Origin of the sequence: Kordiimonas sediminis, from assembly GCF_014656395.1 — a bacterium.
In the GTDB taxonomy this organism is placed as follows: Bacteria; Pseudomonadota; Alphaproteobacteria; order Sphingomonadales; family Kordiimonadaceae; genus Kordiimonas_A; species Kordiimonas_A sediminis.
The window spans coordinates 78,834-92,185 of record NZ_BNCI01000002.1 but is presented as its reverse complement, the minus strand read 5'-3'; the positions used below and the strand labels follow the sequence as shown (position 1 = coordinate 92,185).

At 49.3% G+C, this 13,352-nt stretch carries 12 protein-coding genes; 3 read left to right on the top strand and 9 right to left on the bottom strand.

Going from position 1 to position 13,352, the window contains the following annotated elements; translation table 11 throughout:
• Nucleotides 1–56 precede the first annotated feature (56 nt).
• Entirely contained in the window at nt 57–968 is a 912-nt protein-coding gene (locus IE181_RS08040) for a DMT family transporter (RefSeq protein WP_191251780.1), read from the top strand.
• Nucleotides 969–1,014: 46 nt separating this feature from the next.
• On the opposite strand, the gene IE181_RS08035 is transcribed toward IE181_RS08040, so the two are convergent.
• From IE181_RS08035 to fliI, 3 genes are read right to left on the bottom strand one after another with little or no spacing between them, the layout of a single operon-like run.
• Nucleotides 1,015–2,394, bottom strand: coding sequence for an aminotransferase (locus IE181_RS08035; protein WP_191251779.1), 1,380 nt, complete (start codon nt 2,392–2,394; stop codon nt 1,015–1,017).
• 54 nt (nt 2,395–2,448) lie between these two features.
• Nucleotides 2,449–2,886 carry a flagellar FliJ family protein gene (locus tag IE181_RS08030; RefSeq protein ID WP_191251777.1) on the bottom strand — a complete coding sequence of 146 codons (438 nt, stop codon included), beginning with the start codon at nt 2,884–2,886 and terminating at the stop codon, nt 2,449–2,451.
• 3 nt (nt 2,887–2,889) lie between these two features.
• Nucleotides 2,890–4,248 (bottom strand): flagellar protein export ATPase FliI, encoded by a 1,359-nt coding sequence (gene fliI, locus IE181_RS08025; RefSeq protein WP_191251776.1) that lies wholly within the window; start codon nt 4,246–4,248, stop codon nt 2,890–2,892.
• A 392-nt stretch (nt 4,249–4,640) separates the two neighbouring features.
• Here fliI and ctrA point away from each other — a divergent pair, with 392 nt between their 5' ends.
• Nucleotides 4,641–5,342: a response regulator transcription factor CtrA gene (ctrA, locus tag IE181_RS08020; RefSeq protein ID WP_191251775.1), complete on the top strand. Its 702-nt coding sequence runs from the start codon at nt 4,641–4,643 to the stop codon at nt 5,340–5,342.
• A 94-nt stretch (nt 5,343–5,436) separates the two neighbouring features.
• Here the strand turns inward: ctrA and IE181_RS08015 are convergent, their stop codons facing one another.
• The 6 genes from IE181_RS08015 to IE181_RS07985 all read right to left on the bottom strand — a co-directional run bounded on the left by IE181_RS08015 (nt 5,437) and on the right by IE181_RS07985 (nt 12,387).
• A complete protein-coding gene (locus IE181_RS08015; RefSeq protein WP_191251774.1) occupies nt 5,437–6,273 on the bottom strand; it encodes a CheR family methyltransferase in 837 nt (278 codons plus the stop codon).
• A complete protein-coding gene (locus tag IE181_RS08010; protein ID WP_229819267.1) occupies nt 6,273–7,550 on the bottom strand; it encodes a protein-glutamate methylesterase/protein-glutamine glutaminase in 1,278 nt (425 codons plus the stop codon). Before IE181_RS08010 ends, IE181_RS08015 begins: the two co-directional genes overlap by 1 nt.
• Nucleotides 7,551–7,566: 16 nt before the next feature.
• Nucleotides 7,567–7,932, bottom strand: coding sequence for a response regulator (locus IE181_RS08005; RefSeq protein ID WP_191251771.1), 366 nt, complete (start codon nt 7,930–7,932; stop codon nt 7,567–7,569).
• 74 nt (nt 7,933–8,006) lie between these two features.
• Complete coding sequence (locus IE181_RS08000; RefSeq protein WP_191251770.1) at nt 8,007–8,495, bottom strand: chemotaxis protein CheW; 489 nt, start codon at nt 8,493–8,495, stop codon at nt 8,007–8,009.
• Nucleotides 8,492–11,557 (bottom strand): hybrid sensor histidine kinase/response regulator, encoded by a 3,066-nt coding sequence (locus tag IE181_RS07995; RefSeq protein WP_229819266.1) that lies wholly within the window; start codon nt 11,555–11,557, stop codon nt 8,492–8,494. The genes IE181_RS08000 and IE181_RS07995 overlap by 4 nt, the downstream gene beginning before the upstream one ends.
• Before the next feature lie 203 nt (nt 11,558–11,760).
• Nucleotides 11,761–12,387, bottom strand: a complete 627-nt coding sequence (locus tag IE181_RS07985) for a histidine phosphotransferase family protein (protein WP_191251768.1) — start codon at nt 12,385–12,387, stop codon at nt 11,761–11,763.
• 134 nt (nt 12,388–12,521) lie between these two features.
• On the opposite strand from IE181_RS07985, the gene cysQ reads away from it, so the two are divergent.
• Nucleotides 12,522–13,337, top strand: coding sequence for a 3'(2'),5'-bisphosphate nucleotidase CysQ (gene cysQ, locus IE181_RS07980; protein ID WP_191251766.1), 816 nt, complete (start codon nt 12,522–12,524; stop codon nt 13,335–13,337).
• Nucleotides 13,338–13,352: the final 15 nt, after the last annotated feature.

Sequence of the window (13,352 nt, the reverse complement as noted above, 5' to 3'; positions counted from 1 at the left end):
CTTGACCAAACTCAAAGACCTGTTATGCGTGATCCACACATATTTCAGAGGTCACTATGGGTACTTTTCCAGCATTCCTTTCCTGCGTTCTTATCTGGGGTTCAACCTGGTATGCGATTGAATGGCAACTTGGAACTGTACCGCCCAGCTGGTCGGTAACATACCGCTTTGGTTTGGCCGCAATATTGTTAGGGCTTTGGTGCCTGAAACGTGGCGTCCCGCTGGTAATGACCCGGCGCCAGCATATCATTACAGCTGGCATTGGCCTGTTTATGTTTTCGTCCAACTATATCATCGTATATTATGGGACACAGTATCTGACGTCGGGACTTGTAGCAGTCTGTTTTTCCTTACTATCATTCCTAAACATTCTTGGCGCACGGATTGTGTTGAAAACACCGATAAAACCATCCCTGCTATTTGCCGCCCTGCTTGGCATGTCCGGCCTGGCCCTTATTTTCCTGCCAGAGGTACAGTCAGTATCCCTGGAAGACACAACAATGCTGGGCATTATTATATGCATCGTCAGCACGGTCTTTGCCGCAGCGGGCAACACCATCAGCGCAACAGAATCTGCGCGTAACATAAACCTGCTCGCACTGAATTTCTGGGGCATGACATACGGTACATCCTTTAACATCGTACTGTCCCTGCTGACGGTGGGCCTACCTGTATTTGACCCCCGCCCGGAATACTGGATTGCGCTGGTCTACTTATCCCTGTTTGGCAGTATATTTGCCTTTGTGCTGTATCTATCGCTTATCGGTAAAATCGGCGTAGGCCAGTCTGGCTACATCATGGTTCTTACCCCCATCGTCGCACTGATCATTTCAACCCTTTTTGAAGGATTTGAATGGTCCCTGCCTGCCATTAGCGGACTTTCGCTGGTTATCGTCGGCAACATCATGATGATCCGTAGCCGCAAACCAACTCCAAGACGAGAGAAAATCCCCGTGCAGGCAATATGACCTGATCTGCGAACCGGGTCTCAGTTGCTGGGTTTACTCACACATATCAGACATTCTGAAGTGCAGCGTATGTTTGATCCAGTGCAGAAGATAGGCCGTTAACCAACTGGTCAATCTCGCTTGAGCTAATAGTGAAAGGGGGACACATCACCAGAACATTGCCTGCCGGACGCACGATTAACCGCTGCATCAGGGCTGCATTGGCGACATGCTGACATACACCCCATTCGTACGGATACTGTTCTCGCGTGACCTTGTTCTTTGTCAATTCAACGGCCGCGATTAAACCTTCAACACGTACTTCCCCGACCAGCGGGTGGTCCAGAAGCGTTTCCAGTGCCTGTTTGAAATACGGACCAATCTCTGACTTAATTCGACCGATCAGGTTTTCACGTTCCAGAATTTCAATATTTTTCAGGGCTACTGCGGCCGCTACAGGGTGGCCCGATGTTGTAAAGCCGTGTTGCAAAACCGCAGATTCTGCTTCTACAACTTCGGCAAAACTGTCAGACAGCATCAGTGCTGAAATCGGTTGGTACCCTGACGACAAGCCCTTGGCCAACGACATCAGGTCTGCTTCGAAACCGTAAGTTTCCTGTGCAAACCAATTACCCGTCCGTCCCATTCCGGTGACTACCTCATCCACCAAGAGTAACACATCATATTTACGGCAGATCTCCGCAACTTTTGGCCAGTAGCCTTTGGGCGGCATAATGGCACCCAGGGTGCCCTGAATAGGCTCCCCCACGAAGGCAGCTATGCGGCCCGGACCAATCTCCAGTATTTTGTCTTCAATCGCTTTTGCTGCATGCTCGGCAAATGCCTCCTCAGTCATATCGCCACCGAAACGGTACCAAAACGGCGACATAACATGTTCTACATGCCCCTTGGTTTTAATGCCAAAAGGTTCGTGCATTGCGGTTAGTCCATTCAATGCACTGGTTGCGAGTGTGGAGCCGTGATAGGAAAAGTCACGGGATAGAATGATCGTCTTGTTGGGCTTGCCTTTACGCAGCCAATAATACTGTATCAGCTTCAAGGCGGTTTCATTCGCCTCTGACCCTGAATTTGCAAAAAATACTTTGTTCAGATTGCCCGGTGCCAAGGCAGCCAGCTTGTCAGCCAGTTTGGCAGCAGCCGGATGCGTGATCGCGGCAAAGCTATGATAGAAACTCAACTCTTCCATCGCTTTGGCTGCGGTCTGCGCCATCTCGGTACGGCCATAACCGATATTTACACAACCAAGACCAGCCATAGCGTCCAGCAAGGACATGCCCTGCCCCTGGATCATACAGCCCTCTGCGCTTTCAACTACAAATGGCGGAGCAGTCTTTAGTGCCTGTGGGTCCGTGAAAGGGTGCAAATGATGCGCCCTGTCAATATCCTGAAGCATGTGAATATTGTTATTGTCATCCGTAGGTGCCACGGTTGCCTCCCTCCCTAATCACACATAAAAATAGATCTCAATGCCGATTAGTCTTTACCTTTTACGTTGAGGATGCTGGCTTGCATCCCGCTGGCTACTGCGCCGCAGTCCCTGTTCATCAAACTCAGCCTGCTCGACCTTCGCGACTTTGGCGACCTGACGGGCCTTTTCCTTGTCACGTGCGATTTCGTAGGTTTTTAACTCACTGAAAGCTTCGGATACACGTTCCTGCTGTTTTGCAACGGCTTCTTCACGCTTGCGTAATTCAGAACGCAGCATCTGCTCCCGCTTGCGCACTCCTTCAAGATATGCGCCCATTGTTGTTAAACCAGCTTCCGTTGCAGCGTGCTGTTTCTGGTCTTCAACTTCCTGATGCAGCATTTCTATTTGCTCCTGAACCCTGTCCACTTGCTCCTGCAAGTCAACAAGCTCTCGGCGCTTCTCGTCCAGCTCCCATTTATACAGACGAATAATCCCGTCAAGGCGACTCATTCTTTAGCCCTGCCCCAATCCGGACGACCGGATAACATCGCCCGCAGGCCCCAGATTCAGAATTTTTTCAAGACGGGCATACCCTTCCTCAAGCGAGGTGGCGTCATCTTTCCACTGTCCTAAATATTCCTCCATATAAGGGTGATACTGGATAGCAGCGTCAACATCCGCGTTACTACCCGCCTTGTAGGCTCCGAGACGGATCATTTCCTCCATATCAGAATAGGTAGACATGTACCGTTTTGCTTCGCGCACCAACAGGTTTTCAAAGTCGGTATTACAGCGCGGCATGGTCCTGGAAATGGACTTCAACACATTGATCGCAGGGAACCTTCCCCGTTCGGCTATTGCCCGTTCCATAACAATGTGCCCATCCAGAATACCTCGCACGGCATCCGCGACAGGTTCATTATGGTCATCCCCTTCAACGAGAACGGTAAAGAGGCCCGTGATATTCCCCTTACCCTTTGGCCCGGGCCCTGCCCGTTCGAGCAGACGCGGAAGTTCAGTAAATACGGTTGGTGTGTACCCTTTTGTCGTCGGCGGCTCGCCCCCTGCAAGGCCAACTTCGCGCTGCGCCATCGCAAAACGGGTCACACTGTCCATCAGACACATGACATTGGCCCCGTTGTCCCGAAAATATTCAGCAACCGTTAGCGTTGTATATGCTGCCTGGCGGCGCATCAGCGCGCTTTCATCAGAGGTGGCAACAATAACAACAGACCGTGCCAACCCTTCGGGCCCCAGATCATCTTCGAGAAACTCCTGAACCTCTCTGCCCCTCTCGCCGATCAGGCCGATAACGTTAATGTCAGCGCCGCTGTATCGAGCAATCATCGACATAAGAACAGATTTACCAACCCCGGAACCGGCAAAAATACCCATCCGCTGCCCGAGGCAACAACTGATAAAGCTATTCAGTGCCCGCACACCCAGATCCAGCTTCTCACCGACACGTTGACGTGCATGTGCAGGCGGCGGATTGGCCCGCAACATTCTGGGGGCATTACCGGACGCAATGGGCCCTTTATCGTCAATCGGTTCACCGAATGCATTGATCACCCGGCCAAGCCACTCCCGCCCGGGGAAAATAACCGGCTCTGATTGCACCAAAATGGCTTTGCAGCCTACGCCGACCCCCTCCAGTGCACCGTACGGCATCGCCAATATGGCCCCTTGACGAAATCCGACGACCTCAATGGGCACAGTGCGCATATCGCGCGTCTGCACCTCCATACGCGACCCGATGGAAACATACTGCTCAATACCCGAGACTTCGACAAGCAATCCCCTGACACCGGACACCCTTCCGTATCGGCACTCTGACTGAATTCGTTCAATTTCCTGAATAAGTGTTTCCAAGGGGCATTCCTTTGCCAGCTTGAGTGGCAGATTTTCTTGCAGTCTGGTAGTTACCGCATATTCGGCAAAAATACTTTATTTTAGATTCGTACCGTACCCGCCATAAACAGTCAATTTCCGAAGCATCTGTCTTGTATAGCTAAACCAGACACGAAATCAGCATTATTGTATCAAAAAAAGACACTTAATACATTGAAATCATGGACTTAAGGCCAGAATTCACTTTTCCTTGGACAGCCGCGTTAACCTTCGTTAATATTAGTTAAAATTGAAGGTATTTTGTCCCGGCCAACACTATGGACAAGTGCCATTTATTCCCCCGAAAAATGAGGGAATTCCAGAGTAAACGCGGGGTTAAAATATCTCGCAAGTATGGAAGGAGGGTTACGCCAATGCGTGTTTTGCTTATCGAAGATGATCCAACGATCACGCGCAGTATTGAATTAATGCTTAATGCAGAAGGTTTTAATGTCTACAGCACAGACCTTGGCGAAGAAGGTCTGGATTTGGGCAAACTGTATGATTACGACATTATTCTCCTGGACCTTAACCTGCCTGACATGCATGGTTATGACGTCCTGAAACGTCTGCGTACGGCCAAGGTAAATACGCCTATTTTGATCCTGTCCGGCCTTGCGGAAATGGAAGCAAAGGTTAAAGGGCTGGGCTTCGGCGCAGATGATTATCTAACCAAGCCATTCCACAAAGAAGAACTGGTTGCCCGCATTCATGCGATTGTGCGCCGCTCTAAGGGACATTCTCAGTCTATCATCAAAACAGGCCGTCTTGCCGTAAACCTTGACACCAAGACCGTTGAGGTAGAAGGCCAGCGCGTACATCTGACAGGCAAGGAATACGCCATGTTAGAACTTCTGTCCCTGCGCAAAGGAACAACGCTGACCAAGGAAATGTTCCTTAATCACCTTTACGGCGGCATTGATGAACCAGAACTGAAAATCATTGACGTGTTTATCTGTAAACTCCGCAAAAAGCTTGCGAACGCTACTGATGGACAAAACTACATCGAGACCGTTTGGGGACGTGGCTATGTCCTGCGTGACCCATCAGGCGATGACGTGGCGGCTGCTGAATAAATGTCACTGTTAGTGACCAGTTTAAAGACAAAAAGCACCCGGTCCGGGTGCTTTTTTATTATTACTTATTGGGCCGTTTGTATGCACGCTTCAATCAGAAGCCCATCAACTGTTCCACATTCCCTGCACTTGGTACATACAAGCCACGCTGGCCGCGCACCGGTTTAAAGGCATCAGTGATACCCAGAACTGTCTCGGCCGCCCCTAGGAACAACACACCCTGATCTGACAGATTGCGACGCATCCGCTCTAAAACGTCTGACTTTGTTTTCTGATCAAAATAAATCAACACATTCCGACAGAAAATCACATCGAAACTGCCCAGCGTCGAATATGAATCAAGCAGATTAAAAGGACGGTATTTGACCATACTCTTAATTTCGTCATTCAGCTTCCAGACGTCACCATCCTGGGTGAAATATTTGATCAGCATCTGGATCGGCAGGCCGCGCTGTACCTCGAACTGGCTATAGTGGCCTTTCTTGGCCTTTTCCAGTACCTGCGTACAAATATCAGTACCTACAATTTCAATATTCCAGTCTTTCCACTTGAACCAGTTTTCTTTCAGGATCATGGCCAGGGAATATGGCTCTTGCCCGGTTGAAGCAGCCGCACACCAGATCCGAAGCCGTTTTGTGGTGTTTGTTTTTTCCACCATAGGCAGGACGTGCTTTTTAAACAGATCAAAAGGTGTGTTATCCCGGAAAAAGAATGACTCATTCGTAGTCATTGCTTCTGTCACTTCTACAGCAAGCGCCTCGCTGCGTGATACACGTAATTTCTGGACCAGTGCCTCTAACGACTCCAGACCATGGTTACGAGCAAGCGGTGTTAACCGGCTTTCAAGAAGATACACTTTATCCTTGGTCAGCATTAACCCTGAGCGCCTTTTCAGCATATCAGCAAGGAATTCGAAATCTTCTGAACGCATTATGCGCCTCCTTGAAGTCGGTTAAATGTTTTAGCCCCCAACTGGTCAAGTGGCAGCACCTGAGTGCATAACCCTGCAGTAGCAACAGCCCCTGGCATGCCCCACACAACGCTTGATGCCTCATCCTGGGCGTAAACTGTTCCACCCTTTTGCGTCAAATCACGCGCGCCCTTCAAACCGTCGTGTCCCATTCCTGTTAACACAACAGCCAATGCTGCATCACCGTATATATCGCTCAAACTGCGAAACAACGGGTCCACAGCAGGTTTACAAAAGTTCTCTGGTGCATCGTCGGTAAGAATAGTGAGAATCTTGTTGTCTTCTTTTTTCAAAATCAAATGCTTACCACCTGGCGCGACATAGATATGTCCGGCCTGCACTTCTTCTCCGTGCACAGCTTCCTTTGACGGCCAACCAGTAGCCTGCCCCAAATGGTTTGCCAGTATTGCAGTAAAATTAGCCGGCATATGCTGGGTTATGACAACAGGAACCTTTGGTGGTTTTTGAAACTGGCCAAAAAATTTCATCAATGCCTGTGGGCCCCCTGTTGAGGATCCCACAGCCAGGATTTTCGGTGTCTTTAAAGACCCTTTCCTAAGCGAGATAGCAGTAGCGCCACTTTCCTGAACACCTGTTGCCGTCCGATCATTTCCGCCAGCACGTCCCACAACAGTGGCTGCTGGACGCGATGGCCTTGCCGCTGTCACAAAACCAGATGCCGCGGGACGCCCTGACGAGCGCTCAGCAGCAGGCTTTATGAAGGACACACCATGAGACTTTTTGGAAGGGTCGATCACGACCGGCATTTCTTCGCCGCGTTTATCGCGTGATCTTCTTGCCCACGCTTTTACTTTTTCAACCAGCTCGCGGCGAAAGTCGATATTAGCATTTACAGACCGTGCAGTCTCAGGCTTCGGCACATAATCCACCGCCCCCATCTGCAAGGCACGCAAACTAATCTCTGCATTTTTCAAAGTAAGCGTCGATGCCATGACAACCTGCAAGCCAGGTTGTTTTTCCAGCATTTTTGGCAGCGCCGTCATGCCGTCCATCACCGGCATTTCAATGTCCAGAACAACAACTTCAATTTTATGGACACCGAGTTGCCGGATAGCAATCTCGCCATTATTGGCCGTTGTTACTACATCAACTTCTGGATCTTCAGAGAGGTATCTGGAAAGAAAACCGCGAATAATCGCACTATCATCCACCACCATAACCCGGAAAGGATTCTGAGTAGACACGTCACTTGCGCGGTTTGGTAAAGTCGTAGTCACAGATGAGGAAATCCCTTTACATCAAGCCAACTTGGCTAAATTTCGCTTCAATGATTTCCCGGTCAAACGGTTTCATAATATATTCATTGGCACCCGCCTCAATCGCAACGCGGATGTGAGACATATCATTTTCCGTTGTACAGAACACTACGATGGGCTGCTCAACACCCTGCATAGATCTCAGCTTTTTCAGAAACTCAAGGCCGTTCATGACAGGCATGTTCCAATCTAGCAAGACCACGTCGGGCATCATGCGATTGCATACATCCAGAGCATCCTGTCCGTCAACAGCTTCTTCAACGTTGAAACTAAGCTCTTCCAGAATACGCCGGGCAACCTTACGGATGACTTTAGAGTCATCGACAACCAAGCAGGTTTTCATGTTTGACTATCTCCCCTGGGTCGCTGCAGCGATCCCTCTGCAATGCACTCACAACCACATTTACCTATGAGTGCCTATGCTGCCTTAGCAGCACCCTCAAAGTCCAGCAACTTTTCAACATCCAATATTGGAAGCAGCTGTTTTTCCAGTCGGTAAATGCCTGTACTTACATTCCGCCAACGCTGTTCAAGCGTGACAGGATTACGTTCAAACATAGATCCGTCCAGTCTCAGAACTTCACCAACAGAATCAATTTGTAGACTGTAAGGCTCGTCATTGTATTCCACAACAACAGACATGCTTTTCTCGCCATCTTCCCGTGGAGGAAGACCAAGACGGGCACGCAGGTCAATCGCCGTTACAATCCGACCACGGAGATTAAGTACACCAGACACCCATTCCGGAGACAAAGGAATTTTTGTAATTTGCTGCGCATTCAGGACATCATGTACCTCAAGCACTGGAATACCCAAGACCTGTCCTGCCAGATTAACAGTGACAACTTCTTGCGCTTCCTCGACAGCAACAAGACTGCTGTTTTGCTTAACTACAAGATCGTTCATGCTGCATCTCCCTGAATTTTAAGCTGCTGGGAAATACTTCTCAGCAAAGTTTCCTTATCAAATTTGGCTACATAGTCATTAAACCCTGCATCTCTGCCGCGTTTGATGTCCTTCTCTGTCGCCAGCGATGACAAAGCAATCATGGGAGTATTTTCCCATGCACCGCCTGAGCGAACTTCCTTGGCAAACTCATACCCATTCATTTCTGGCATTTCGATATCAGAAATAATCAGATCAAAATCAAAGCCTTCGTCTCTTAGGCCAAGCGCAGCCGCTGGTGTAGACACCGTACGAACACTAAATCCAGCAACAGAAAGCACAGGACGCAGCATATTGCGGAAGAAATCACTGTCATCAACCAGCAGTACGGAGCCACCAGCTGTCGGCGCAGTAGCATCGTTCATATCTTTACTTTTCAGCCAGTCGTCAAACGCCTGATTAAGATAGAAAGAAACATCAATAACCTCGGTAGCCTTACCGTCGATAACAGCCGACCCCATGACACCTTGTTTGTTTGATGCCAACTCAATCTTGAGAGATTCATCAACAATATCGAGGATTTCACTAACGACCAGCCCCATAGTATACTCGCGGTCAGTAAAGACCAGAACTGGCTGGCGACCATCTTCACTTAGCTCAATATCAGGATGAGCTTTAACAAGTGGCATCAAATTACCACGATACTGGACCATCAGCTTGTCATCAGACTGTTCAATATCTTTCACCTCAATATCTTCGAGGCGCGCAACTAGTGCAAGCGGCACCGCTTTCGGGTTTTTACCGCCCGCACGGAATACAAGCATTGCTTCCTGATCTTCAGATTTCATGCGCTGAGATGCCTCTTCCTGTGCTTGTTCACTGCTGTGTGCAGTTTCCACGCCACCAGAGTTTGCAATATTCGCAATACCGTTAGGATCAAGGATCATAATGACACTACCGTCACCCAGAATGGTATTACCAGAATAGACAGACAAATCCTTCAAGATTGGCGCCACGGGCTTAACCACGATTTCTTCTGTGTCAAAGACCTGATCGACGACTATACCAAATGTGAAGGCACCAACCTGCACAACCACGATAAAGTCATCAGATTCTTTCCCTTCCAGATTTTCCCGCGTTTCAAAACCAAGTACCTCATTCAAATATACAAGAGGCAGCAACCGGTTTCTTAGCCGCAGAACTGGTGTATCCTTGATCTTTTCAATACGGTGTTCTGAATTCTGTGACGCACGCACCAACTCAACAACACTGATTTGCGGAATTGCATACCGTTCACCAGAGGCTTCAACGATCAACCCGGCAACGATCGCCAGTGTCAGCGGGATTTTGATCTGGAAAACAGACCCTTTACCCTCGGTCGACTTCATATCAATGGTGCCGCCAATTTTTTCGATATTGGTCCGCACAACATCCATACCAACACCGCGACCAGATACAGACGTGATCTTTGCAGCTGTTGAGAAACCCGGATGGAAGATAAACTTCTGAATCTGGTTGTCGCTCATCTCAGCTAATTCAGCCTCGGTAGCCAACCCTTTCTCCAGAATTTTTTCTGAGAGTTTAGATACAGAAATACCCGCACCATCATCCCGGATTTCCATAATGATGTGCCCACCCTCATGGTATGCATCTAGTGTGATAGTACCTGTTTCAGGCTTACCGCTGGCAATACGAACCGCTGGCAGTTCAATGCCGTGGTCGGCAGAATTACGCACCATATGCGTTAGCGGGTCTTTGATCAATTCCAGAACCTGACGATCCAGTTCTGTGTCTGCACCCAACATTTCCAGATTGATTTTCTTGTCCAGTTCAACTGTCAGATCACGCACAATCCGCGGCAGCTTCGCCCATGCATTACCAATCGGCTGCATGCGCGTTTTCATCACATTTTCCTGCAATTCAGTAGTACACTGCGACAGTCGCTGTAGAGGCACAGAAAGCTCACTACTCTCCATATTACGAACAATTTGAAGAAGCTGGTTACGCGTAAGAACCAGTTCTGACACCATTGTCATCAGTTCTTCAAGCAGGTCTACACTAACCCGAATGGACTGGCTTGTGCGTTTGGATTCTGTGCCGGCAGCAGTCGCCTTTTCTTTGCCAGGTTCCTGTTTAGTTGGAGCAATCGCTTTAGACGAGCCAATCACGCCGTCTCTAATCAACTCAAAGCTCATCGTGGCTTCATCTGCAGCATCACCGTCGACACCGCACTCCACAAGTACCGCCTTCACCATTTCCAAGAGGGCTGAGAAGTTTGCATCCGCAAGCCCAGACGCTGTGACCAGTGTCTGGCTAACAGCTTCTGCAGAATCAATATCGTCCTTGAAAAGCGACAGCATCAGGCCAGTGAATTTATCCTTAAGTTGCTCATCTGATGTACCTGCAAAAAACTTCGAGAGCGACTTGTCGTTACCAAGGCGCTGCGCCAGCAAGTGCGCAACAACAGCAACGGTATCTTCACCACCCAAACGGTCAAACAGCGAACTATCAGCACCAGCAGAAGCACTTGTGTCCGCGCTGGCGCCTTCCTCTTCTGGTCCAGGAGTGTTCTGAAACACTGCTTCCAATTCCTCAAGCGATACTTCACCGGGCTTAAGTGCGCGACCAAGGCCGGGATCAATGATTTCCCCGTCCTCTACTTCTGGCTCCTGCACCTCTGCAGCGGCTGGTGTTGCGGCAGCGGCCTTTCCTTCAGCAATTGCATCAAGCCTGGAAATCAGATCAGAATCATCGCCTTCCGGCTCTTCTTCTGTTGCTTCAAGCCCCGCTAGAATTTCTTTAATGCGGTCAAGACTTTCCAGAATGACCGTCACGGCATGTTCATTTACCTGCAACTCGCCATCACGGAACTTACCAAGAACATTCTCGGACGCGTGGGCAACAGACTCCAGCCGAGGTAAACCAAGAAACCCGCATGTACCTTTGATCGTGTGAACCAGACGGAAAATGTTATCAAGCACTTCCTTGTTGTTCGGATCCTGCTCAAGCTTCACCAATTCGACGTCTACTACGTCAATGCTTTCTCCGGTTTCAGTTAGGAATTCGTTTAATAAGTCGTCCATACCTGCGGCTTTCACTATTTGAAAATTAGCTACAATTGGGAGATGGGGAACCTTCTCCTGCTTTCATATATATTTACAATCACCAAAAAGGGTTAAGAACGTGTAAAAAACTGTCAGTATTTCTTATTGTTACTGGATAAATAAAAGCCCGCACACTTTCGTCTGCGGGCTGTCATCTATTCTTGATTATGCTTGAACGTACCCTACAAGCCTGTTGCTCGGATAACCAGGCTGTTATCCCCGTCTTCAATATTGATGGCACCGCCCATCTCTTTTGCAACGGATGCTGCCAGATACGCAGGTGCTGAACGCGGCTCCAGGTCCGCTTCCGCGACTTTGCCCAAAAGGGTTTTACGCACAATATCCTGCAAAATGATTCGTTCAGCCGTTACAGACAAAACAATTTCCGTAGAACCGTCATTGTTATCCATTTCGACTTTCATCGTGCCCCCGCGAATAAGTGTTTCCGCCCCCATAAGGCACAGGTTTAAAAGCAATTTAACTTTTTGCTTGGATGCCGAAGTCAGGGCCACCTGCCAATCAAGATCTACGCGTGTGCCGCTAAGAAAGGAAACAAGAGCAGACTGAGCTTCCCGAATATCCAACTCCGCAGAGAAACCACCTGCCGCACCAAATGCGAGACGGAAAAATTGTAGCTTGTTACTGGTTTGCTGCGCGGATTTTTGCAACAGATCAATAACCTGTACCCGCATTTCTTCGTCATGTTCATCCTGCAGGATTTCAATCCCGTTTGCAATTGCTCCAACAGGGCTAACCAGATCGTGGCATAGCCGTGAACACAGCAATGCTGCAAAATCCATGTCTGACATTATGATTCACTCCGAATAAGACACTTGATAGCCGCACCGTTCAGCATTAGGGTCCGACCTTCCCCTCGTCGGTGATCATACTCAAGGAAACCAAGAGGGCAAAGAAAAAACACCCTAGCCACAGGAAAACACCCATGACACTGAATCTGCAAACCATTATGGCCGAGCTTGTACCCACCATCCTTAAAGCTGGCGCGGTGGTGATGGAAGTATATGAGACTGACTTTGAAGTATACGGCAAAGCAGATGCATCCCCTGTAACCGAAGCTGACAGGCGCGGCGAAGAAGTGATTGCGGCTGATCTGGCGCGCATTGCACCGTCCATTCCAATGGTGGGGGAAGAAGCGAAGTCCGAAGGTCAATGCCCGGATATTTCTGGCGGCACTTTTTGGCTGGTTGACCCATTGGACGGCACCAAAGAGTTCATCAAAAAAGGCGGCGACTTTACTGTTAATATTGGTCTGATCGTAGATAACAAGCCTGTCCTGGGCCTTGTATACGCACCTGCATCCAATACGCTTTACGCCGGCATTGTTGGCGAAGGCGCTTGGTCTGCAACGATCGAAGACGGCGCTGTGACAGACAAACACGCTATTGCCTGCCGCGCGGCGAATGCAGATAACCTCACGATTGTTGCCAGTAAGTCGCACCGGTCTCCAGAACTAGAAGCCTGGCTTGCGCATTTCCCGTCCGCTAACAATGTATCCATTGGGTCATCGCTGAAACTATGCCTGCTGGCGACCGGGGAAGCCGATATATACCCGCGTCTTGGCCCTACGTGCGAGTGGGATACCGCTGCCGCACATGCTGTGTTACTCGCGGCTGGCGGCAAGGTGTTAACCCCGGAGGGAACCCCGCTCGAATACGGTAAAGATACAACAACTTTTCTCAACCCCTGGTTCCTGTGCATCGCGGATGATACGCTGGATGTACCGCCGCTGACGGCATAAATCCTCAACCGTGCT